Source organism: Streptomyces sp. NBC_01003 (genome assembly GCF_045162695.1).
Taxonomy (GTDB): domain Bacteria; phylum Actinomycetota; class Actinomycetes; order Streptomycetales; family Streptomycetaceae; genus Streptomyces.
Genome location: NZ_CP108707.1, coordinates 3,348,640 through 3,372,309, shown reverse-complemented (window position 1 = coordinate 3,372,309; position 23,670 = coordinate 3,348,640). Strand labels below are relative to the sequence as shown.

Below are 23,670 nucleotides of genomic sequence, written 5' to 3'. Positions count from 1 at the left end.
CGGCACCACTCCCTGCGGGCCACGTGTCGCGCAGTAGGCTGCCGATCATGCTTGTCGCCGCCGCCGTCTGCCCCTGCCCGCCCCTGCTCGTACCCGAGGTCGCCGTGGGTGCGGCCCCCGAGCTGGAGGCCGCGCGCGCGGCCTGCGACGAGGCCGTCCGCGCGGTCCTGGCCGCCCGGCCCGACCTGATCGTGGTCGTCGGCGAAGGGCCCGGGACCCGTACGCACAAGCAGGGCGCCATGGGCGGTTTCCAGCCGTTCGGTGTCGACCGCGAGGTCCGCCTGGGCGCGGCTCCCGACTCCGAGGCACCGGCGCACCGGCTGCCCCTGTCCCTCACGGTGGGCGCCTGGCTGCTCGGCCGGGCCGGGTGGACCGGCCCTGTGGAGGGCTTCGAGGCCGAGGGTGACAGGTCCTGGCCGGCCAACCGCGAGGACGGCGTGCGCCTCGCTGCGCGGGCCGAGCGCGTAGGACTCGTCGTGATGGGCGACGGCACGGCCTGCCGCAGCGTCAAGGCGCCCGGCTACCTGGACGACCGTGCAGAAGGGGTCGACGCGTCGATCGCGCGGGCTCTGGGCAACGGCGACCGCGACGGATTCTTCGCGACCCTCGACGCGGACTTCGCCCGCGAACTCAAGATCTCCGGCCGCTCCCCGTGGCAGATCCTCACGGCGGCTGCCGACGAGGACCGGATCTGGAACGTCCTGTACGAGGACGCTCCCTACGGAGTGGGTTACTTCGTGGCCCACTGGTCGTAGACGAGCGCCTGGCGACGAACGGCGAGACCACGGACGAACAGCGAGACCACGGACGAACGGCGACGGCCGCGGAGCCGTGAAAGGCTCCGCGGCCGTCCGCAGTGTGCTGGTACCGCGCTCCTCAGGAGGCGGGAGGTGACGGCGGTGTGGCGCCGCCGCCCGAGCTGCCGCCCTTGTCCTGACCCGGCTGCCCGAAGCGGTCCCTGGCGTCCTTGGCCTTGCTGGTGCCTGTCCGGATCTGGTCGCTGTACTTGCCCTGGGTCTTCTCGTCGGCCGTCTTCGCGGCCCTGTCCATGCCCTGGTCGATCTTGTCCCCGTGCTGGTGCGCGAGGCCCGCGACCTTGTCCTTGCTGAGCTTGGCTTTCAACGTGTCCAGGATGCCCATGGGTTCACCTTCACTCGCGGGGGGACTACTTGCGGGCGCCCTCACCGGCCTCGCTGTCGGCGGCCTGCTCCGCGGACTGCTGCTTGGGGATTTCCACGGGCTCCGCCGCGGCGGGCTCGGGGGCATCGGCAGCCTCCGTGGATGCCTCAGGCTTCGCGGTGTCGGTGGCCGCGGAGGTGTCGGCAGCCTCGGAAATCCCGGGGGAGGAGTCCTCGGCCTCGGGCCCGGCCGTCGGAGTGGCGGCCTGCGCCTCCGTGGTTGACGCCTCCTCCGCGTCCTTCGACTTCCTGCGGAACCTGGCAAAAACGCCCATTTCAACTCCATACGTTACTCGTGCGGGCGAAATCCCGCGCCGCCCGGTGCGTCCGATTGCGTCGCCCGGGTCTGAGGCACTCGAAACCGGCGGTCGGAACCTCGCAACAGGGAACGACCCCGGACCTGTGGCGTCACGTAGCTCGTTCGGGAAGAGGTCCCGAGGTTTGCGAGACTGGGGCGGTGAGTAGTGCAGCTCCCGCTCCGCGGGTCATCGCCGTCGTTGGACCCACTGCGGCCGGAAAGTCCGATCTGGGCGTTTTTCTCGCCAGAGAACTGGGCGGCGAGGTCGTCAACGCCGACTCCATGCAGCTCTACCGGGGGATGGACATCGGCACCGCCAAACTGACGCCCGAGGAACGTGACGGGGTTCCGCACCACCTCCTGGACATCTGGGACGTCACCGAAGCGGCCAGCGTCGCGGAGTACCAGAAGCTCGCCCGCGCCGAGATCGACCGGCTGCTCGCCGCGGGACGCTGGCCCGTCCTGGTCGGCGGCTCCGGCCTCTACGTCCGCGGAGCGGTGGACCACCTGGAGTTCCCGGGCACCGACCCCGAGGTGCGCGCACGCCTGGAGGAGGAGCTCACCCTGCGCGGCTCCGGCGCCCTGCACGCCCGCCTCGCCGTCTCCGACCCCGGGGCCGCCAAGGCGATCCTGCCGAGCAACGGCCGGCGCATCGTCCGGGCCCTCGAAGTCATCGAGATCACAGGCAAGCCCTTCACGGCCAACCTGCCCGGACATGAGTCCGTCTACGACACCGTCCAGATCGGCGTGGACGTGGCGCGCCCCGAACTCGACGAGCGCATCGCGACCCGCGTCGACCGCATGTGGGACGCCGGGCTCGTGGACGAGGTGCGCACCCTGGAGGCGCGCGGCCTGCGGGAAGGGCGTACGGCATCGCGGGCGCTCGGCTACCAGCAGGTGCTCGCCGCGCTGGCCGGGGAGTGCACCGAGGACGAGGCGCGCGCCGAGACCGTCCGCGCCACCAAGCGCTTCGCGCGCCGTCAGGACTCGTGGTTCCGGCGCGATCCGCGCGTCCACTGGCTCAGCGGCGAGGCGGCCGAACGCGGGGAACTCCCGGCCCGGGCAATGACGTTGATCGAACGACCGGTTACAGCCTGATCACGTGATGGCATCGGGACGCTCCGGCCGTCATCGAGGCCCCTGGGAGCGTGCCATCATCGACCATCGATCGACCAGTGGAGTCCGAAGTGGGAGGGCGCGTGGCGATGGAGGCCGGCCCTCGTGACACCGCACCCGGCGGGGAACAGCTGAGCCCTGACGGACCGGACGCGACCCCGGACGGTGTGATCGCCGACGGCCCCACGGCCGAGGAGCTCGCATCGCAGACCGAAGGCGCCGAGGTCGAGGTGGAGCTGCGCCCGCAGCGCCGCCTGCGCCTGTGGCAGCTCGCGCCCATTGTGATCCTCTCCGCGATCGGCTCCCTGATGTTCGCCTTCCCGCTCTTCTTCGAGTTCGGGGACGGCGGGGCCGTCGTGGCGATGTTGGGGCTGCTGATCAGCTCCTGCGCCGCCGGCTGGGGAATGATGGCCGCGCGCCGCGTCGGCTACACCTGGCCCGGCTTCCCGGCCCGGGGATCGGGCCGGCGCCCGGACTGGCGGGTCGTCGGCGCGTACGCAGTCGTGGTTGCCGCAGTCGCCGTCCTCGCCGTGTGGCGCGTCGCCCGCCTGCGCTAGTGCCTTTCGTTCGGATCAGGCTGGGCCGGTCCGCGTAAGGGGCCGTCCCGATGAGTTGTCGTCGCCACCCCGTACGATCGAGGAATGAGCACGCGGATCGCCTTCCTCAAGGGGCACGGGACCGAGAACGACTTCGTGATCGTCCCCGACCCGGAGAACGCCCTGGAGCTGCCCCCGGCGGCCGTCGCAGCCCTGTGCGACCGACGAGCCGGAATCGGCGGTGACGGCCTGCTGCACGTGGTGCGCTCCGCAGCCCACCCCGACGCGCGGCACCTGGCTTCCGAGGCCGAGTGGTTCATGGACTACCGCAATGGCGACGGCTCGGTCGCCGAGATGTGCGGCAACGGCGTGCGTGTGTTCGCCCACTACCTTCAGCGCGCCGGCCATGTCGGCGAGGGCGACCTCGCGGTGGCCACCCGCGGAGGCGTGAAGAGCGTGCACATCGACAAGGAGGGCGACATCACGGTCGGCATGGGCAAGGCCCTCCTCCCCGAAGGGGATGTCACCGTCAGCGTCGCCGACCACAGCTGGCCCGCGCGCAACGTGAACATGGGCAACCCCCACGCCGTCGCCTTCGTGGACGACCTCGCCCAGGCCGGCAACCTCTTCTCCGCCCCGCCCTTCACCCCGGCCACGGCCTACCCGGACGGGGTGAACGTCGAGTTCGTCGTCGACCGTGGCCCCCGTCACGTAGCCATGAGGGTCCACGAGCGCGGCGTGGGCGAGACCCGCTCGTGCGGCACGGGCGCGTGCGCCGTGGCCGTCGCGGCGGCCCGCAGGGACGGCCTGGACCCGGCGGTCACCGGATCGCCGGTGACGTACGCGGTGGATCTGCCCGGCGGACAGCTCGTGATCACGGAGCGGGCCGACGGGGAGATCGAGATGACAGGGCCCGCGGCGATCGTCGCCGAGGGAGAGATCGACACGGACTGGCTGGCCGGTCTCGAAACCGTAAACCCCTGAACGTTCGCTCGAATGGGTGATCCGTTTCACGCTGGGCGAGAGGGGGACTGCTCCACGTGATGGGCTCGGTAGCATCAAGCACCGGCCCGGGCGGGAACCCCGCAGACCGCCGCCGGTCGACGCAGCCGGAGGTGCTCATGAGTGCGGAGGCGACCAATCCCGCGACGCCGGGCCCGGTCACACCGGGTGCGCACCGCCGGCGCGGCCGTCCCCGGATCGATCTGCGCCGCATCGGCTGGGCCGCGCTCCTCGGCCCGGCCGCTGGCAACCGGCTGCCCGACGCGATCGGACACGTGGTCGAGGCCCACCGCGCCCACCACCCGGAAGCCCCCCTTGAGCCGCTGCGCCGGGCATACGTCCTCGCCGAGTCCTCCCACCGGGGACAGATGCGCAAGAGCGGCGAGCCCTACATCACACACCCCCTCGCGGTGACGCTGATCCTCGCCGAGCTGGGCGCCGAGACCACGACGCTGACCGCGTCCCTCCTCCACGACACCGTCGAGGACACCGAGGTGACGCTCGATCAAGTGCGTACGGAATTCGGCGAAGAGGTCGCCTATCTCGTCGACGGCGTGACCAAGCTCGAAAAGGTCGAATACGGAGCGGCCGCCGAACCCGAGACCTTCCGCAAGATGCTCGTCGCCACCGGCAACGACGTGCGGGTCATGTCGATCAAACTCGCCGACCGGCTGCACAACATGCGCACCCTCGGCGTGATGCGTCCCGAGAAACAGGCGCGCATCGCCAAGGTCACCCGGGACGTGCTCATCCCGCTCGCAGAACGTCTCGGCGTCCAGGCACTCAAGACCGAGCTCGAGGACCTCGTCTTCGCGATCCTGCACCCCGACGAGTACACGGCGACCCGCGAGCTCATCGCGGCCAACGACGCGCGGGACACCGACCCCCTCGCGGAGATCGCCGAGGACGCCCGCGCCGTCCTGAAGGACGCCGGGATCACGGCCGAAGTGCTGATCAGGCCACGGCACTTCGTCTCCGTGCACCGGTCGAGGCGCAAGCGCGGAACACTGCGCGGTGCGGACTTCGGGCGCCTGCTTGTACTCGTCGGCGAGGACGCCGACTGCTACGGGGTGCTCGGCGAGCTGCACACGTGCTTCACGCCGGTCGTCTCGGAGTTCAAGGACTTCATCGCTGTACCGAAGTTCAACCTGTACCAGTCGCTGCACACAGCCGTGTCGCGCGGTGACGGGGAGGTCGCCGAAGTCCTCATCCGTACCCACCAGATGCACAAGGTCGCCGAGGCCGGCGTCGTCGCCCTCGGCAATCCCTACGCTCCTCCTTCGGAGGAGCAGGCCGACAGCGACGGCGAGCGCGCCGACCCGACCAGGCCCGGGTGGCTCTCCCGCCTCCTCGACTGGCAGGAGGCCGCCCCGGACGCGGACACCTTCTGGTCGACGCTGCGCGAAGACCTCGCCCAGGACCGCGAGATCACCGTCTTCCGGCCCGACGGCGGCACGCTCGGCCTGCCCGCGGGCGCCAGCTGCGTAGACGCCGCGTACGCCCAGTACGGCGAGGACGCCCACGCCTGCATCGGAGCCCGGGTCAACGGCCGGCTGGCGACACTCAGCACGGTCCTGAGCGACGGGGACACCGTCCAGCTCCTCATGGGCCAGGACCCCGCCTCCGAGCCGTCCAGGGACTGGCTCGACCACGCCCGTACACCCGCCGCGCGCATCGCCATCCGGCGCTGGCTCACGACCCACCCGGCCACGCCCCAGCCCGAGCCCGAGGACAGGCGCGCCCCGGAGGCGGCCGCCAGGACGCCACAGGGCGCGCCGGCGGGCCGCCTCGCCGAGGCGAACGCCGTAGTGGACCAGCCGGGCGCCCCGGTCCGCCTCGCGGGCTGCTGCACGCCCGTGCCGCCCGATGCGGTGACCGCCTTCGCCGTACGCGGCGGTGTCGTGACCGTGCACCGCGCGGAGTGTCACGGCGTGGCGCGTATGAAGAGCGCGGGACGCCCCGAGGTCGGCGTGCACTGGGGCGACACCACGGAGTGCCGGGTCTCCCTGATCGCCGAATCGTTCAGCCGGCCGCATCTGCTGGCCGATCTCACCGAAGCCATTGCCCTGGAGAGCGTCGCCGTCATCTCCGCGACCGTGGAACCGCCGACCCAGGGCCGCGTACGCCACACCTACACGCTCCAACTCCCCGACGCGGCAACGCTCCCCGGACTGATGCGCGCCATGCGCAACATCGCCGGGGTGTACGACGTCAGCCGCGCACAGCACTCCGCCCAGACCACCTCGTAGGGTCTCGTTCGGGTGGGAGTGGCGCGTCCCGCCGGAGTCCGGACGCGCACGCTGGTAGCCGTAGTTCATGCTGCTCACCCCCCGCACCATCCGCATGGGCACCGCGCTCGTCGCCGCGGCCGCCTCCACCGCACTTCTCGCCGCGAGCGCCCCGCCGCCGGCCGTCCCGCTGGGCATCGGCGACCGGCTCTTCCCGCACCTGGGCAACCCCGGTTACGACGTGGAGTCGTACGACATCGCGTTCACCTACCACGGCGACAACAAGAAGCCGCTCGATGCCGTCACCAAGATCGAGGCCACGGCGACCGCCCGCCTCGAGCAGGTGAATCTCGACTTCTCGAACGGAACCGTCCGCTCCGTAGAGGTCAACGGCAGTCCCGCGCGGTTCGACACCAGCGACGAGGACCTGGTCGTCACGCCCGAGAGGGCCGTCCCGGAGGGTGCCCCACTGGAGATCACGGTGCGGCACACCAGCAACCCGGCGCCCGGCAAGGAGGAGGGGGGCTGGGTGCAGACCAAGGACGGTCTCGCCATGGCCAATCAGGCCGACGCCGGGCACCGTGTGTTCCCGAGCAACGACCACCCTTCGGACAAGGCCCTGTTCACGTTCCGGGTCACCGCCCCCAAGGCGCTCACGGTCGTGGCCAACGGGGTGCCCTTCCTGAAGATGCGCCACGGCGCGGACACCAGCTGGTCGTACCGCACCCTCCACCCCATGGCCACCGAGCTGGCGCAGGTCTCGATCGGTAACTCCGCGGTGCTGCATCGGGAGGGGCCGCACGGGCTGCCCGTCCGCGACGTCGTGTCCGCCAAGGACCGGAAGGTCCTCGAACCGTGGCTCAAGAAGACGCCCGCCCAGCTCGCCTGGATGGAAGGGAAGGTCGGCGGCTACCCCTTCGAGAACTACGGCCTCCTGATCGCCCAGGCCCGGACCGGCTTCGAGCTCGAGACCCAGACGCTCTCCCTCTTCGAGAAGGAGATCTTCACGGAGCCCGCGTACCCCGCCTGGTACATCGACTCGATCATGGTCCACGAGATGGCGCACCAGTGGTTCGGCGACAGCGTCAGCCCCCGCACCTGGTCCGACCTGTGGCTGAACGAGGGACATGCCAGCTGGTACGAGGCCCTCTACGCCCAGGAGAAGGGGCACCAGTCCATGGCCAAGCGCATGCGTGAGGCATACCGCGCCTCGGACGGCTGGCGGGCCGCGGGCGGCCCGCCGGCCTCCCCCAAGGCCCCGAAGCCGGGCCAGAAGATCAGCATCTTCCGGCCGGTGGTCTACGACGGCAGCGCCCTCGTCCTCTACGCGCTCCGCCAGGAGATCGGCACCGCGGCGTTCGAGCGCCTGGAGCGCGACTGGGTGCGCACGCACCGTGACGGCACGGCGAGCACGGCGGACTTCATCAGCCTCGCTTCGCAGACCTCGGGCCGCGACCTCCAGGGCTTCCTCCGGGCCTGGCTCTACGGGAAGAAGACGCCGCCGATGCCGGGGCACCCGGACTGGAAGTCGACGCCGGTGGCGAAGGCGAAGCCGGCCAAGGGTTAGGCCGTCGACCGGCGGCGCACAGCCCAGGCAGGACAGGCTTCGGGCCCGGCGTCGGCGGGCAATAAGTCGGGTGACGAGACGGGCCGTACCGTGCGACCATCTTCCAGGTCGGCGGCACGGCCGCCCCGGGAATCTACGGACGCCCCGGGACGTTGTGTCAGTCGAAGGACCACGCTGTCATGCGCGGACCGTCACCAGTTCGAACCACCTCGACGTAAGGATCCAATGACCTCCTCTTCTTCCCCTTCCCAGGACGCGCAGAGCTTCGCGCAGAACAACCCCGAAGGTCTTCGGGCCGATGCCCTGATGGAAGAGGACGTCGCCTGGAGCCACGAGATCGACGGAGAGCGGGACGGCGACCAGTTCGATCGCTCCGAGCGCGCGGCCCTGCGCCGCGTGGCGGGCCTCTCCACCGAGCTCGAAGACGTCACCGAAGTCGAGTACCGGCAGCTCCGCCTGGAGCGGGTCGTGCTCGTCGGTGTGTGGACCTCGGGAACGGTGAACGACGCGGAGAACTCCCTCGCGGAGCTGGCCGCCCTCGCCGAGACCGCCGGCGCCCTGGTGCTCGACGGCGTCATCCAGCGCCGGGACAAGCCCGACGCGGCGACGTACATCGGCTCGGGCAAGGCACTGGAGCTGCGCGACATCGTCCTCGAGACCGGAGCCGACACCGTCGTGTGTGACGGTGAGCTCAGCCCCGGCCAGCTCATCCACCTCGAAGACGTCGTCAAGGTCAAGGTGGTCGACAGGACCGCCCTGATCCTCGACATCTTCGCCCAGCACGCCAAGTCCCGAGAGGGCAAGGCGCAAGTCGCCCTCGCGCAGATGCAGTACATGCTGCCGCGACTGCGCGGCTGGGGCCAGTCGCTCTCCCGGCAGATGGGTGGCGGTGGCTCCTCCGGCTCCGGCGGCGGCATGGCCACCCGTGGTCCCGGTGAGACCAAGATCGAGACGGACCGGCGACGGATCCGCGAGAAGATGGCGAAGATGCGCCGGGAGATCGCGGAGATGAAGACCGGCCGCGAGATCAAGCGCCAGGAGCGCAAGCGCAACAAGGTGCCTTCGGTGGCCATCGCCGGATACACCAACGCGGGCAAGTCGTCCCTGCTCAACCGCCTGACGGGCGCCGGTGTCCTGGTGGAGAACGCCCTGTTCGCCACCCTCGACCCGACCGTCCGCAGAGCGGAGACGCCCACCGGCCGGCTGTACACGCTGGCCGACACGGTCGGTTTTGTACGGCATCTGCCGCACCACCTCGTCGAGGCGTTCCGCTCCACGATGGAGGAGGTCGGTGAATCCGACCTGATCCTGCACGTGGTGGACGGATCGCACCCGGCGCCGGAGGAGCAGCTGGCCGCCGTACGCGAGGTCATCCGCGACGTGGGCGCCACGAAGGTGCCCGAGATCGTGGTGATCAACAAGGCGGACGCGGCCGATCCGCTCGTCCTCCAGCGGCTGCTGCGCGTCGAGAAGCGCGCGATCGCGGTGTCGGCCCGCACCGGGCTCGGCATGGACAAGCTGCTCGCGATCATCGACGACGAGCTGCCGCGTCCCGAGGTCGAGATCGAGGCGCTCGTGCCGTACACGCATGGCCAGCTGGTCGCGCGTGCGCACGCCGACGGCGAGGTGATCTCCGAGGAGCACACCCCGGACGGCACCCTGCTCAAGGCGCGGGTGCACGAGGGACTCGCCGCAGAGTTCGCGCCGTACCTTCCGGCGGCGGCCGCGAGCTGACGCTCCGGCAGCAGCCGGGCCTCCCGTGCCGACGGCGAGGGCCCGCCCCCAACTTCCTGGGGGCGGGCCCTCGTTCGTTCGGTGAAGCCGGCGGTTACTGGCTGCCGTACTTCTCGCTCATCGTGTCGAAGACCTGCTGGGCGCCCTTGCCCAACTGCGGTCCGGCCAGCCAGGTGTTCTCGGCCGGGCCGATCGACGTGTTCGACACCAGCTGGGTCTTCCCGTCGACCATCCGGAACCAGCCGCCACCGGACGAACCGCCGGTCATGGTGCAGCCGATGCGGTACATCGTCGGCATGTCGGGGCTGAGGGAGAGACGGCCCGGGCGGTCGATGCACTTGTGCATCAGCTGGCCGTTGAAGGGCGGCGCGGCCGGGTAGCCCCAGGCGCCCATGCTGCTGACCGACTGGACCGCCGGCTCGGAGAAGTCGACGGGCAGCGCGTTGCCGACGGTCTCCTCAAGAGACTTGGAACCCTGCTCCGGCTTCACGTGCAGCACCGCGTAGTCGTACGGAGCGCCCGCACCGCCCGACTCGGCGCCCGTGTCGATCCACTCGTTGGAGGTGGAGGCCCAGTCGGCCCAGAAGGTGCCGTACGGGGCGATCTCCTGCGGGGCCGCGTTCTGCAGCTGCGCCTCGGACTTGCCCAGGTCGTTGTAGGCCGGGACGAAGGCGATGTTGCGGTACCAGCCGCCCGCCGAGCCCGCGTGCACGCAGTGACCCGCGGTCCAGACGAGGTTGGACTTGCCCGGGTTGCGCGGGTCCTTCACGACGGTGCCGGAGCAGACCATCGAACCCTCGGGCGAGTCGAAGAAGACCTTGCCGACCGGGGCGGCGTTGTCGTGGTACGGGGTCTTCTCGGGCACGGCCTTGACGGGCTGCGGCTCAGGGTCCGTGGCGCCCTGGTCGGCCGAGGCATCCTTCGCGGCGATCGTCTTGTCCGGGTCCTTGGCGGACTTCATTCGCTCGGGCTTCCAGTGGTCCTTGATGACCGGGTTGACGAAGTCCTTGGCCTCGCGCAGCCAGTCGTCCTTGTCCCAGTTCTTCCAGGCGCCGTTCTGCCACTTGTCCGGGTCGATGCCGTGCTTCTTGAGCTGGTCGGCGATGCCCCCGGGCAGCTGGCCGTTGGATCCGTCGTCGGCGCCCTGCGAAGCGGAGGCGGCCGACTTGTCACTCGTCTTGTCGTCGCTCGGGCCGCAGGCCGTGGCGGTGAGCGCCAGGGCCGCGGCGAGCCCCGTAGCGGCGAGGACGGTACGCCGGCCCCGGCTCCGCGTGGATGACGGACGTGTGGAACGCATGGTGCAGTTACCCCCGTTGAGCGAACGTGTCATGAGCTTGTCAGATCCGAGTTGGCTCCGTGCGGAGATCTCGGACGCAGCACCCCACTATGCCTGTGGAGTTGGGGACGAACGGCGGCGGGGTGGTGAAGGTTTCGTCACCCCGCCGCCGCCCATCGCCCGCCTGTTGGCGGTGCCTGCCTACGGGCTGCCTACGGGCGCAGCCTGCCTACTGGCCGGCGTACTTCTTGCTGACCGCGTCGTAAATTCCCTTGGCCTCTTTGCCGAGGCGCGGGCCCGCGAGCCAGCCGGCCGTCACCGGGCCGATGGACGTGTTCGACACCAGCGACGGCTTGCCACTGGAGCCCTGCGCGATCCAGCCGCCACCGGACGAACCGCCGGTCATGGTGCATCCGATGCGGTACATCGTCGGCTCGGCCTTCGCCAGTGAGAGCCGGCCCGGCTTGTCGGCGCACTGGTACAGCGTCTGGCCGTCGAACGGCGGCGCCGCCGGGTAGCCCTTCGCCGTCATCGTCGCGATCTTGGGCACCGCGGGCGCGTTGAAGTCGACCGGCACGGCCGTACCGACCGCCTCCTCAAGGGGCTTGCCCTCGCTGCCCTTCTCCGGCGTGACCTGGATGACCGCGAAGTCGTACGGCGCGCCCTGCCCGCCCGTCGGACCGCCCTGCTCGATCCACTGGTCGGACGTCTGCGCCCACGCACCCCACCAGACGCCGTACGGAGCGACCTCTTCCTTGGTGGCGGTCTTGAGCTGCTCGTCCGACAGGCCCGCGTTGTTGTACGAGGGCACGAAGGCGATGTTGCGGTACCAGCCGCCGTTCTTACCGGCGTGCACGCAGTGGCCCGCGGTCCACACCATGTTCGACTTGCCCGGGTGCGCGGGGTCCGTGACGACCGTCGCCGAACAGACCATCGACCCCTCGGGGCCGTCGAAGAAGAGCTTTCCGGCGTACGGCGCGCTCTCGTGGTAGGGCGTGCCGACGGCCGCGGCCTTCACCGGCTGCGGCGTCGGGTCCGTCACACCCTGGTCGCCCGAGATGTCGTTGTCGTCGACCTCGTTGTCCGGGTTCTTGTCGGCGTCACGCATTCGGTCCGGGTCCCACAGACCGTCGATGATGGGGTTGACGTAGTCCTGCGCCTCACGCAGCCACTTGTCCTTGTCCCAGTTCTTCCACTCGCCGTTCTTCCACTTGTCCAGATCAATACCGTGCTCCTTGAGCCGGTCCTTGATGTCGTCCGGGATCTGGATCTTGTCGCTGCCGCCCTGCGTCGCGGACGACGTCGGCTTCGAGTCCGCGTTGTCGTCGCCGGGACCGCACGCGGTGGCGGTGAGCGCGAGCGCCGCACCGATGGCGAGAGCGGCCGCCACGGGGGAGGTTCTGCGGCGCACGCTCCTCCCGCGCTGAACGGTCAAGAGCGGACGTATGGGTCGCATGTCGTGAATCCCCCTGGGCTTCGAGAACTGTGCAGTGCCGGCCGCCGGCGGTCGTGAACCGGCCGCGCCACGCTCGGCACTTGATGTGCCTCGCCCCGCGACCGAACCCTCCGCCCTCCGTCGAACGGCAACCCACCCTATGCGCGCGCTGTGGGTGACTACCCACGGAACAGCAACGGTTCCGTCACGGCAGGGATCTTCCGCGCGCCAAGGATTTTCCGCCGACCCGTGATCCGGCGCAGTCACCGTCGTTGGTACGTAGGGGGGATTCGCGGTCGTCGCTCGGTCCTTGGGGTTCGGCCCCGGACACACGTACGTCAACTGATCCCCCCACACCGAGAATTCGACCGGATCCAGCGGGATCCAGGGGGAGGACCAGCAGTCGTGGCCGTCACCGAGCCTGCGCCCGCGGCGGTGCCCGCGGGGTATGAGGGGGGCGCCGCCCGTGAGGGCGCTGCCCAAGAGGGGATCCTGCGGCGGCAGTCCGCGCGGGAGTCGGCGGCCCGCACCTATGCGCGCGCATTGCCGATCGTGCCCGTGCGGGCGCGCGGCCTGACCATCGAGGGTGCCGACGGACGCCGGTACCTCGACTGCCTCTCCGGCGCGGGCACGCTGGCCCTCGGCCACAACCACCCTGTCGTCCTCGAAGCGATCAGACGCGTTCTCGACTCCGGTGCCCCCCTGCACGTGCTTGATCTGGCCACCCCCGTGAAGGACGCCTTCACGACGGAACTCTTCCGCACGCTGCCCGCCGGGCTCGCCGAGCGGGCACGGATCCAGTTCTGCGGACCGGCCGGCACCGACGCGGTGGAGGCCGCCCTGAAGCTCGTCCGCACGGCCACCGGCCGCAGCGGAATGCTCGCCTTCACCGGCGCCTACCACGGGATGACCGCGGGGGCGCTCGAAGCATCCGGCGGGGCGCAGGACGTCAGGGTCGCGCGGCTGCCCTATCCGCAGGACTACCGCTGTCCCTTCGGCATCGGCGGCGAGCGCGGCGCCGAACTCTCCGCGCGCTGGACCGAATCCCTCATCGATGACCCCAAGTCGGGGGTGCCGCACCCCGCCGGCATGATCCTCGAACCCGTCCAGGGGGAAGGCGGAGTGATTCCCGCGCCCGACTCCTGGATGCGCCGGATGCGCGAACTCACCGCGGCACGCTCCATCCCGCTGATCGCCGACGAGGTCCAGACCGGAGTGGGCCGGACCGGCACCTTCTGGGCCGTCGAACACAGCGGAGTCGTGCCCGACGTCATGGTCCTGTCCAAGGCGATCGGCGGCAGCCTCCCCCTGGCCGTCGTCGTCTACCGGGACGACCTCGACGTCTGGCAGCCCGGAGCCCACGCCGGCACGTTCCGCGGGAACCAACTCGCCATGGCCGCCGGCGCCGCGACCCTCGCCCATGTCCGGGAGAACCGTCTCGCCGAACGCGCCGCCCTCCTGGGCGCCCGCATGGTGGGCCAGCTCCAGGGTCTCGCAGCCGAACACCCCTGCATCGGGGACGTACGGGGCCGCGGCCTGATGATCGGCGTCGAACTGGTCGACGTGGGCGCCGCCCAGGACCCGAACCGGCCCGCCGGACCCGACGCGAGCCCGCATCTTCCCGCGCCCGAACTCGCCGCGTCCGTGCAGCACGAATGCCTCCGTCGTGGACTCATCGTCGAGCTCGGCGGCCGCCACTCCAGCGTCGTACGCCTCCTGCCGCCCCTCACGATCACCGACGAACAGGCCGCCGCGGTCGTCGAGCGTCTCGCCGACGCCCTGGCCGAAGCGGCCCGCACCCATCGGGGATAGCCCGGCCAGGACGGGCGCGTTCTGAGGCCCGAAACCCACCAGGCCAGGACCGCCACGCCACCGACGACCACGACACGGACGACCACGGACAGCCGCGGAACACCGGACAGTCCGGACAACCGCATCACGGAGTCAACTACCCCACAAGGAAGCCCCGTTGAACGCCACTCCCGCACCCGACGACCGACACCGCCCCCAGGCGAGCGGAGCCTGCGACACGCAGCCCCAACTAGCCCCGGAACGCGGGACGACGGTCCCCCGACAGAAGGACGGCGGCCAGGAGGCCGGGCATCTACACGGCTCCACCGCCGACCTGCTGGAGCATCCCGACCCCGGCACCGCGGCCCAGGCCGCGGCCGTCGAGAACCTGCTCCGCTGCTGGGTGCGGGAGAACGATCTGGCCGAACCCCCGCACGGCACTCTGCGTATCCCTCTGCCCGCAAGTGGCACCGCCCTCCTCATCCCTGTCCACTACTGGTCCGTGACCGGCTGGCACCGGTTCGGCATGCCCCATCTCCAGGACGGCCCGCTCGACGCCCCGCGCGTCGACGCCGTGACAGTCGCCGCCCTCCTGAGCCGCGAGGCATCGGGGCCGGGAACCGCGGCCGCGGTGCGGGGCGGTGTCCCGGCGAGGGACGCCGGCGGAAGCGGCGCCGATGTCGCCCCACGGGAGGGGGGCGTCCCGGGACTGGCGGGTACGCCGGACACCACGTCCGGCACGCTCACCGGGCCCGAGTCGGTAGCCGGCCCGGCGCCGACCGCCTCGTCGCCGGCCCCGAGCGTTCCCGCGCGCACGCAGACCGTCCCGGAGACCGTCGCTGCTGCCTCCGCCCCTGTGGCCCCTCACCCGGAGCCGCAGTCACCCCACCCAGAGCCCTCACACCCAGAGCCCTCTCGCCCGACCACCCCCTCCGGCGACGGAGCCGACCTGGTGGGGCGCGTGGCCGACTCGGTTCGCCGCACCGCCGACTTCATCGCTCACCGACGCAGCAATCCCCGCGACACGACCGACCTCTTCCTGGCCGCCGAACAGTCCCTCCTGCTCGGCCACCCCCTGCACCCGACCCCGAAGAGTCGCGAGGGCCTGTCCGAGGCCGAATCCCGGCTCTATTCACCCGAGTTGCAGGGGTCCTTCCCCGTGCACTGGATGGCGGTGAACCGCTCGGTGCTCGCGATGGACTCGGCCTGGACCGAGCGAGGCCGCCCCCTCCCCGCGGACCAGCTCGCTCTCCAACTGGCCGGGACGGAACTGCCCCTGCCCGACGGCCACGCCGCGCTGCCCCTGCACCCGTGGCAGGTGCGCGAGCTCAAGCACCGCCCCCAGACAGCGGCCCTTCTGGACGCCGGCCTTCTGCGTGACCTCGGTCCGCATGGCGCCCCCTGGTACCCCACCTCCTCCGTCCGTACCCTCTACCAGCCCGACGCGTCGGCCATGCTGAAGCTCTCGCTCGGCCTGCGCATCACCAACTCCCGTCGGGAGAACCTCCGTAAGGAACTCCACCGCGGCGTCGAGGTGCACCGACTGCTGCGCACCGGCCTCTTCGAGCAGTGGCAGGCCGCTCACCCGGGATTCGACATCGTTCGCGACCCGGCCTGGCTCGCTGTCAACGGCCCGGACGGCGAACCGGTGCCCGGCCTGGACGTGATGATCCGGAACAACCCGTTCGCGCCCGGAGACGACGCAGCCTGCATTGCCGGCTTCGTGTCACCCAGGCCCCCGGCTCTGCCCCAGGGGCAACGGGACCGCCAGCTCATGCGCTCCCGTCTCGCCGAGACCATCACCCGCCTCGCCGGCCGCACCGGACGCCCCCGCGGTGCCGTCGCCGCCGAGTGGTTCCTGCGCTACCTCGAACACGTCGTGCGCCCCGTGCTCTGGCTCGACAGCACCGCAGGCGTAGCCCTGGAGGCCCATCAGCAGAACACGCTGCTGCTGCTCGACCCCGAAGGCTGGCCCGTCGGCGGCCGCTACCGCGACAACCAGGGCTACTACTTCCGCGAGTCCCGGCGCGCCGAGCTGGACGGCCGGCTGCCCGGCATCGGCAGACACAGCGAGACCTTCGTCTCCGACGACGTCACCGACGAAAGGTTCGCCTACTACCTCGGGATCAACAACATCCTCGGTCTCATCGGCGCCTTCGGCTCCCAGCAGCTTGCGGACGAACGACTGTTGCTCGCCGCCTTCCGGGGGTTCCTGTCCGATGTCGGGTCAGGCCCGGACAAGCTCCGCACTCCCCTGCCCGGATACCTCCTCGACTCCCCGGCCCTGCGCTGCAAGGCCAACCTCCTCACCCGCCTGCACGGACTCGACGAACTCGTCGGCCCCGTCGACACCCAGTCCGTCTACGTCACCATCGCCAACCCCCTTCATTCCTGAGGAACATGCCCCACCCCATCCCCTGAGAGGAACGTCGCCGTGTCATCCACCGACGCGCGCACCGACGCCGGAGTCACGCCCGCCACCGCCCCTACCGATGCCGTCACCGACGAGATCACCGACACGGGCCCCGGCGCCGACGAGCTCACTGGCTCCGACCCCGGCGGCGACACGGATGTCGCCGACACCCTGGACCTGCGTCTGCCCGATGAACTCATCGACCTGATCGCCGGGCAGGGTGGACCCGGCGGACAGGTCAACGGCAGCGCGGGCCAGGGGACCGATGCGGGTTCCGGCGGCTACGGGCACGCAGGCGACGGAACGCGAGCGTACGTAGCGGGCGGCACCTCGACGGCCCTGGCGGACGACGACCTGCTCGACAACGTCGGAGCGTGGCGACCGGTCACCGCACGTTCCGGCGTCTTCCAGCTGGTTCCCGTCCGTATCGAACGCGACCTGCCGCTGATCAGTCGCTGGATGAACGATCCAGCCGTCGCTGCCTTCTGGGAACTTGAAGGCCCGGAGAGCGTCACGGAGAACCATCTCCGCCCCCAGCTGGACGGCGACGGGCGCAGCGTCCCCTGCCTCGGCGTACTGGACGGCACCCCGATGAGCTACTGGGAGATCTACCGCGCCGACCTCGACCCGCTGGCGCGCCACTACCCCGCCCGCCCGCACGACACAGGTGTTCACCTCCTGATCGGTGGTGTCGCCAACCGCGGCCGAGGACTCGGCACAGGACTGCTCAAGGCCGTCGCCGACCTCGTACTCGACCATCGCCCGCGCTGCGCACGTGTCGTCGCAGAGCCGGACCTTCGCAACACCCCCTCCGTATCAGCGTTCTTGAGTGCCGGCTTCCGTTTCTCCGCCGAGGTGGACCTCCCCGACAAGCGAGCCGCACTCATGATCCGAGACCGGGCCCTGCGCGCTCTGCTGTGAGCCCGTCACTTTTAGTACACCGCTCACCCCGATCCGGTTCCTTCCCGAGGAGTCCCCGTGCCGAATCCGTCCGAGCCCCAGATGTCCGCAGCGTCCTCCGCTCTGTACGACCCAGCGGAGCTGACCTCCGAGAACTGGGAGCGCGCCGCGGCCCGGCTGCTGGCGAAGATGATCGGGGAGTTCGCGTACGAGGAGATCATCGAACCGAAACGGGAGCCGGAGTCGGAGTCGGAGCGGGGGCGTGGGTCGGGGCATGCACCAGGGCCCTTGCGGACAGACCTGTACACCCTTCCCGTCGACGGATCCCACGTGCCGCCGGGCAGCGCGTTCCGGTTCAGGGCCCGCCGGGGCGCGTACGGCAGCTGGCTCGTAGATCCGGGCAGCATCCAGTGGATCGCCGGCCGCCCAGAGAAAACCGCCGGCCGCCCCGCGCAGACGGACATGGACGGGGGCGCCACCGAGCCCGAGCCGTCACTCACCGCAGCGAACCCGCCGGAACGCTTCACCGACCCCCTCGCCTTCCTCCTCCGCGCCAAGCACGTCCTCGGCCTCGACGGCGCCACGCTCGGGCATCTCATCCGCGAGCTCACCGTCACCCTTGCCGCCGACGCCCGTCTCGCCGACACCGCGCTCGACGCGGCCCAGCTCGCCGATCTCGGATACGCCGAACTGGAAGGCCACCAGACGGGCCACCCCTGGCTCGTCCTCAACAAGGGCCGCATGGGATTCTCGGCGACCGACACGGCCCGCTGGGCCCCCGAGGCCCGTATCCCCGGGACGCTCCCGTGGATCGCCGTCCACACGAGGATCGCCGCCTACAGAGGCGTCGCGGACCTGGCGACAGCCGAACGCCTCTACGACCGTGAGTTCTCCCCGGCGGTGCGGGACTCCTTCGCAGAGGCCCTCCGGGAGCGCGGCCTGGACCCACAGGCCTACCTGTACCTACCGGTACACCCATGGCAGTGGAGCAACATCGTGCTACCGCTCTTCGCCGGCGCCGTTGCGACGGACGCCATCGTGCCGCTCCCCACCGACGGCGATGTCCGCCTGCCCCAGCAGTCCATCCGTACGTTCCTCAACATCTCGCGCCCCGACCGCCACACGGTGAAGCTCCCGCTGTCCGTGCTCAACACCCTTGTGTGGCGCGGCCTGCCCACAGAGCGCACGCTCGCTGCACCGTCGGTGACCGCGTGGATGCACTCCCTCCGCGAAACAGACCCCTTCTTGAAGGACGATTGCAGGGTCATTCTCCTTGGAGAGGTGGCTTCCGTCGCCGTCGAGCACCCCGCGTACGACGGCCTCGAAGAAGTCCCCTATCAGTACAAGGAGTTGCTGGGCGCCATCTGGCGCGAGCCGGTGTTCCGGTATCTCGCCCCCGGCGAGCGGGCCCGCACGCTGGCCTCGCTGCTCCACGTAGACCCGCACGGCAGGGCGGTCACCGCGGAACTCGTCGCCCGCTCGGGCCTGACCCCCGAGGTGTGGCTGCGCCGGCTCTTCGCGGCCCTGCTGCCCCCGCTCCTCCACTTCCTCTATCGCTACGGGACCGTGTTCTCCCCGCACGGGGAGAACACCATCGTCGTCTTCGACGACCACGAGGTGCCCGTGCGGCTCGCGGTGAAGGACTTCGTCGACGACGTGAACGTGAGCGCCGAGCAGCTGCCCGAACACGACCGCATGCCACAGGACGTACGCGAGATCCTGCTCACCGAGCCGCCCGCTTTCCTGACCCAGTTCATCCACTCGGGGCTCTTCGTCGGCGTCTTCCGATATCTGGCGCCCCTGTGCGAGGAACAACTGGGGGTCACGGAAGAGAGGTTCTGGTTCCTGCTGCGGACGGAGATCCTGCGGCATCAGGCGCGCTTCCCCGAGCTCAAGGAGCGGTACGAGATGTTCGACCTCCTCACTCCCCGTATCGAGCGGCTCTGCCTCAATCGCAACCGACTGCACCTGGACGGTTACCGCGACCGGTCCCAGCGCCCCCACGCGGCCGTGCACGGCACGGTCCCCAATCCTCTGCACCAGCCTTGATCGCGGGATTGTCAGTGGTGCCCCGTAGGGTGGTCGAGCTATGACGAAGCCCCCCCTCCCCGAGCTCCTGCACGCCGCCGTCGCCGCTGTCGGCGGTACGGAACGACCTGGCCAGGTGACCATGGCCGAGACCGTCGCCGAGGCGATCGACGGCGGTTCCCACCTGCTCGCCCAGGCAGGCACGGGTACCGGTAAGTCCCTCGGCTACCTGGTCCCTGCCCTGGCGCACGGGGAGCGGGTCGTGGTCGCGACGGCCACGCTGGCCCTCCAGCGCCAGCTCGTAGAGCGGGACCTGCCGCGCACGGTCGACGCGCTGCACCCCCTGCTGCGCCGGCGCCCCCAGTTCGCCATGCTCAAGGGCCGGTCGAACTATCTGTGCCTGCACCGCCTCCACGAAGGAGCGCCGCAGGACGAGGAGGAGGGGCTCTTCGACCAGTTCGAGGCGGCCGCTCCGACCAGCAAGCTCGGCCAGGACCTGTTGCGGATGCGGGACTGGGCCGACGAGACGGAGACGGGCGACCGGGACGATCTGACCCCCGGAGTCTCCGACCGGGCCTGGTCCCAGGTGTCGGTCTCCTCCAGGGAATGTCTGGGCGCCACCAAGTGTGCGTACGGGCAGGAGTGCTTCGCAGAGGCGGCCCGCGAGCGGGCCAAGCTCGCCGATGTGATCGTCACGAATCACGCGCTCCTGGCGATCGACGCCATCGAAGGGGCACCGGTCCTGCCGTCCCACGAGGTGCTGATCGTGGACGAGGCGCACGAGCTCGTCTCCCGGGTCACGGGTGTGGCGACCGGCGAGCTCACCCCGGGGCAGGTGAACCGCGCGGTGCGCCGTTCCGCCAAGCTCGTCAACGAGAAGGCGGCCGATCAGCTCCAGACCGCCGCCGAGGGCTTCGAGCGGCTCATGGAGCTGGCGCTGCCCGGCCGTCTCGAGGAGATCCCGGAGGACCTCGGCTACGCGCTGATGGCGCTGAGGGACGCCTCGAGGACTGTCATCTCGGCCATGGGCACCACGCGCGACAAGTCCGTCCAGGACGAGGACGCGGTACGCAAGCAGGCCCTGGCCTCCGTGGAGAGCATCCACGACGTGGCGGAGCGCATCACGAACGGCTCCGAATACGACGTCGTCTGGTACGAACGCCACGACCGCTTCGGCGCGTCCCTCAGAGTGGCCCCCATGTCGGTGTCCGGCCTGCTGCGGGAGAAGCTCTTCTCGGACCGCTCCGTCGTCCTGACCTCGGCGACACTCAAGCTCGGCGGCGATTTCAACGGGGTGGGTGCCTCTCTGGGCCTGGCCCCCGAGGGCCAGGAGGGCGAGGGCCTCCCGCAGTGGCGGGGCGTCGACGTCGGATCGCCGTTCGAGTACCGCAAGCAGGGCATTCTCTATGTCGCCAAGCATCTGGCACGCCCCGCGCGTGAGGGCACCCGCAGCGACATGATGGACGAGCTGGCCGAGCTGATGCAGGCCGCCGGTGGTCGGACACTGGGGCTCTTCTCGTCGATGCGCGCCGCACAGGCCGCGGCGGAGGAGCTGCGGACCCGGCTTCCCGAGTACCCGATCCTCCTCCAGGGCGAGGAGACGCTCGGCGAGCTGATCAAGGGGTTCTCGGCCGACCCGAAGACGTGCCTGTTCGGCACGCTCTCGCTCTGGCAGGGCGTGGACGTGCCGGGCGCCAGCTGCCAGCTCGTCGTCATGGACAAGATCCCGTTCCCGCGGCCGGACGACCCGCTGATGAGCGCCCGGCAGAAGGCCGTCGAGGACGCCGGCGGCAATGGCTTCATGGCCGTTGCGGCGACGCATGCGGCCCTGCTGATGGCCCAGGGCGCGGGCCGTCTCGTACGGGCGACGGGGGATCGCGGCGTGGTGGCGGTCCTGGACCCGCGGCTGGCGACGGCCCGGTACGGCAGCTATCTGCGGGCCTCGATGCCGGACTTCTGGTACACGACGGACCGGAACCAGGTGCGGCGCTCGCTGGCCGCGATCGACGCGAAGGCGACCGCCGAAGCCGAAGAGAGCGCGTAGCCGCGCGGACCGCGCCATCGTGTGGGCGGAGCCCCGGACACCCGGGGCTCCGCCCACACAGCAGGCCCCCCGGATTCGGTAGGCCAATGACACTCGGCAGGCCCAGGACACATCAGACGCAGGACGCAGCAGGGCCCCGGAACCGGCGCAGTTGGTTCCGGGGCCCGGTCTAGGGGCGCGGGGTCACACCCGCCGCAGAACGGCCACCACCTTGCCGAGGATGGTCGCCTCGTCACCGGGGATCGGCTGGTACGCGGAGTTGTGCGGGAGCAGCCACACATGGCCGTCCTCGCGCTTGAAGCGCTTGACGGTGGCCTCGCCCTCGAGCATCGCGGCGACGATGTCGCCGTTCTCCGCGACCGGCTGACGGCGGACCGTGACCCAGTCGCCGTCGCAGATCGCGGCCTCGATCATCGAGTCGCCGACGACCTTCAGGACGAACAGCTCACCGTCTCCGACCAGCTGCCGGGGGAGGGGGAACACGTCCTCGACGGACTCTTCGGCGAGGATCGGGCCACCGGCGGCGATGCGGCCGACGAGCGGGACGTACGACGCGGCCGGCTTGCCCGCGGTGTCCGTGGGCTGCGCGCTCGGCTGGTCGGACCCGCGGACCTCGTAGGCACGGGGGCGGTGCGGGTCCCGGCGCAGGAAGCCCTTGCGCTCGAGGGCCATCAGCTGGTGCGCGACCGACGACGTGCTCGACAGGCCCACCGCCTGGCCGATCTCCCGCATCGACGGCGGGTAACCACGCCGCTGCACGGAGTCCCTGATCACCTCGATGACGCGGCGCTGCCTGTCCGTGAGCCCCGAGCTGTCCGCGCGGATTCCGGGAGGTCGGCCCGGCAAGGAGCGCGCGGGCTTTGGCCCCTCCGCGCTCATGGATGCGTCATTCATGGCATGCACCGGCTCGAGTCGGCCCTGGGAACGGTCCTGGGCAGTGATGGTGGCGCTGTCTGCGGTGGTGGTCACGTCGGTCGGCCCCTCTCGAGATGTTCTCCCTAGCTAGCCAACGGTAGTTGCTTTCGAAAGGTTGCGCCAAACACACGTTCGAGTGAAAAATCGCAGATTGCTTGTCGTGATCATGTGCCTGGGTGTATGCCTTGCACTTCGCCGGAGTGGCAATTCGGTTCATTGCGGTACGCTTCACCGCCGAGGCCGAGCCCCGCTCCGTGGGGCTCCCAGTGTGCCATCCGGTGGTCCGTCAACCCGGAACCGGCCCCCTCTCCGTGCGCCGCCGCCCGTGAACTGCGCGCATCCGTCATGGGCGCGCCCCCGCCCCGGTGTTCGCGAGGTGAAAGCGACACGCGTAGGGGCGAATTTGCGACCAAACCCCAGATCTAGTGGTTGGATTGCATCAGCAGCCCAGAAGTTGTGGTCCCCGGTCCTTCGAGGCCTCCGCCATCGCCTATGCTTGGGGCTGCTTCGAGGGGCCTCAAGGGCCTCGCGAGGCCATTGAGTCGTGCTGTGAAGGAGGGTTGGAGTTCCATGCACTGCCCCTTCTGCAGGCACCCCGACAGCCGTGTCGTCGACAGTCGCACCACCGACGACGGCACGTCGATCCGCAGGCGCCGCCAGTGCCCCGACTGCTCCCGTCGTTTCACGACCGTGGAGACGTGCTCGCTCATGGTGGTCAAGCGGAGCGGGGTGACCGAACCCTTCAGCCGTACGAAGGTGATCAACGGCGTCCGCAAGGCATGCCAGGGTCGCCCCGTCACCGAGGACGCCCTCGCTCAGCTCGGCCAGCGGGTCGAGGAGGCGGTGCGTGCCACCGGCAGCGCGGAGCTGACCACCCATGACGTGGGCCTGGCCATACTCGGCCCCCTTCAGGAACTCGACCTCGTCGCCTACCTGCGCTTCGCGTCCGTGTACCGGGCGTTCAATTCGCTGGAGGACTTCGACTCGGCCATCGCGGAGCTGAGGGAACAGCTGCCCGGTGCGAGCCGGGGGGACGCGGGCGGAGAGCGCGAACCATGTGGCTGCGGGCCCGGAGGGACTGTCGAAGTCCCCGTGCCCGCCACCGCTGCCGACTGACCGGCCCAGGGGTCGGTCGGCGGCCATCCAGACCTGGTTGCGGGCGGCAAGAGCGGCGTCCGCAATACAAGACACACACCGTGCCACGGGAAG

18 protein-coding genes are annotated in these 23,670 nt (G+C 70.5%); 13 read left to right on the top strand and 5 right to left on the bottom strand.

Annotated elements, in window-relative coordinates; genetic code table 11:
* Positions 1 to 47 precede the first annotated feature (47 nt).
* On the top strand, positions 48 to 755 hold the full coding sequence (locus OG698_RS15435) for a class III extradiol dioxygenase subunit B-like domain-containing protein (protein WP_406103552.1): 708 nt from the start codon (positions 48 to 50) through the stop codon (positions 753 to 755).
* Between the two features lie 121 nt (positions 756 to 876).
* Here the strand turns inward: OG698_RS15435 and OG698_RS15430 are convergent, their stop codons facing one another.
* Together OG698_RS15430 and OG698_RS15425 are read right to left on the bottom strand one after the other, a co-directional pair.
* Positions 877 to 1,140: an antitoxin gene (locus tag OG698_RS15430; protein WP_406103551.1), complete on the bottom strand. Its 264-nt coding sequence runs from the start codon at positions 1,138 to 1,140 to the stop codon at positions 877 to 879.
* 25 nt (positions 1,141 to 1,165) lie between these two features.
* Positions 1,166 to 1,453, bottom strand: a complete 288-nt coding sequence (locus tag OG698_RS15425) for a hypothetical protein (RefSeq protein WP_406103550.1) — start codon at positions 1,451 to 1,453, stop codon at positions 1,166 to 1,168.
* A gap of 182 nt (positions 1,454 to 1,635) precedes the next feature.
* On the opposite strand from OG698_RS15425, the gene miaA reads away from it, so the two are divergent.
* From miaA to hflX, 6 genes are all read left to right on the top strand, one after another.
* On the top strand, positions 1,636 to 2,574 hold the full coding sequence (gene miaA / locus OG698_RS15420; RefSeq protein ID WP_326773792.1) for a tRNA (adenosine(37)-N6)-dimethylallyltransferase MiaA: 939 nt from the start codon (positions 1,636 to 1,638) through the stop codon (positions 2,572 to 2,574).
* A gap of 107 nt (positions 2,575 to 2,681) precedes the next feature.
* The gene (locus tag OG698_RS15415; protein ID WP_399982017.1) at positions 2,682 to 3,149 is read left to right on the top strand and encodes a hypothetical protein; all 468 of its coding nucleotides are present in this window, start codon (positions 2,682 to 2,684) and stop codon (positions 3,147 to 3,149) included.
* An 84-nt stretch (positions 3,150 to 3,233) separates the two neighbouring features.
* Positions 3,234 to 4,112, top strand: coding sequence for a diaminopimelate epimerase (gene dapF, locus OG698_RS15410; RefSeq protein ID WP_406103549.1), 879 nt, complete (start codon positions 3,234 to 3,236; stop codon positions 4,110 to 4,112).
* Between the two features lie 137 nt (positions 4,113 to 4,249).
* Positions 4,250 to 6,379, top strand: coding sequence for a RelA/SpoT family protein (locus OG698_RS15405; RefSeq protein ID WP_406103548.1), 2,130 nt, complete (start codon positions 4,250 to 4,252; stop codon positions 6,377 to 6,379).
* 67 nt (positions 6,380 to 6,446) lie between these two features.
* On the top strand, positions 6,447 to 7,925 hold the full coding sequence (locus OG698_RS15400) for a M1 family metallopeptidase (protein ID WP_406103547.1): 1,479 nt from the start codon (positions 6,447 to 6,449) through the stop codon (positions 7,923 to 7,925).
* 225 nt (positions 7,926 to 8,150) lie between these two features.
* A complete protein-coding gene (gene hflX, locus OG698_RS15395; protein ID WP_399981977.1) occupies positions 8,151 to 9,659 on the top strand; it encodes a GTPase HflX in 1,509 nt (502 codons plus the stop codon).
* Between the two features lie 94 nt (positions 9,660 to 9,753).
* Here hflX and OG698_RS15390 read toward each other — a convergent pair whose 3' ends face one another.
* The gene (locus OG698_RS15390) at positions 9,754 to 10,956 is read right to left on the bottom strand and encodes a trypsin-like serine peptidase (protein ID WP_406103546.1); all 1,203 of its coding nucleotides are present in this window, start codon (positions 10,954 to 10,956) and stop codon (positions 9,754 to 9,756) included.
* Between the two features lie 208 nt (positions 10,957 to 11,164).
* A complete protein-coding gene (locus OG698_RS15385; protein WP_406103545.1) occupies positions 11,165 to 12,391 on the bottom strand; it encodes a trypsin-like serine peptidase in 1,227 nt (408 codons plus the stop codon).
* A gap of 384 nt (positions 12,392 to 12,775) precedes the next feature.
* On the opposite strand from OG698_RS15385, the gene OG698_RS15380 reads away from it, so the two are divergent.
* From OG698_RS15380 to OG698_RS15360, 5 genes are all read left to right on the top strand, one after another.
* Positions 12,776 to 14,182, top strand: coding sequence for a diaminobutyrate--2-oxoglutarate transaminase family protein (locus tag OG698_RS15380; protein WP_406103544.1), 1,407 nt, complete (start codon positions 12,776 to 12,778; stop codon positions 14,180 to 14,182).
* 157 nt (positions 14,183 to 14,339) lie between these two features.
* Positions 14,340 to 16,556: an IucA/IucC family protein gene (locus OG698_RS15375; RefSeq protein WP_406103543.1), complete on the top strand. Its 2,217-nt coding sequence runs from the start codon at positions 14,340 to 14,342 to the stop codon at positions 16,554 to 16,556.
* A gap of 39 nt (positions 16,557 to 16,595) precedes the next feature.
* A complete protein-coding gene (locus OG698_RS15370; protein WP_406103542.1) occupies positions 16,596 to 17,495 on the top strand; it encodes a GNAT family N-acetyltransferase in 900 nt (299 codons plus the stop codon).
* A 57-nt stretch (positions 17,496 to 17,552) separates the two neighbouring features.
* Positions 17,553 to 19,523 (top strand): IucA/IucC family protein, encoded by a 1,971-nt coding sequence (locus tag OG698_RS15365; protein WP_406103541.1) that lies wholly within the window; start codon positions 17,553 to 17,555, stop codon positions 19,521 to 19,523.
* A 40-nt stretch (positions 19,524 to 19,563) separates the two neighbouring features.
* Positions 19,564 to 21,546: an ATP-dependent DNA helicase gene (locus OG698_RS15360; RefSeq protein ID WP_399981994.1), complete on the top strand. Its 1,983-nt coding sequence runs from the start codon at positions 19,564 to 19,566 to the stop codon at positions 21,544 to 21,546.
* Positions 21,547 to 21,729: 183 nt separating this feature from the next.
* Here OG698_RS15360 and lexA read toward each other — a convergent pair whose 3' ends face one another.
* A complete protein-coding gene (lexA, locus tag OG698_RS15355; protein ID WP_100591111.1) occupies positions 21,730 to 22,515 on the bottom strand; it encodes a transcriptional repressor LexA in 786 nt (261 codons plus the stop codon).
* A 516-nt stretch (positions 22,516 to 23,031) separates the two neighbouring features.
* Between lexA and nrdR the strand changes: the two genes are divergently transcribed.
* Complete coding sequence (nrdR, locus tag OG698_RS15350) at positions 23,032 to 23,577, top strand: transcriptional regulator NrdR (protein WP_326773781.1); 546 nt, start codon at positions 23,032 to 23,034, stop codon at positions 23,575 to 23,577.
* Positions 23,578 to 23,670: the final 93 nt, after the last annotated feature.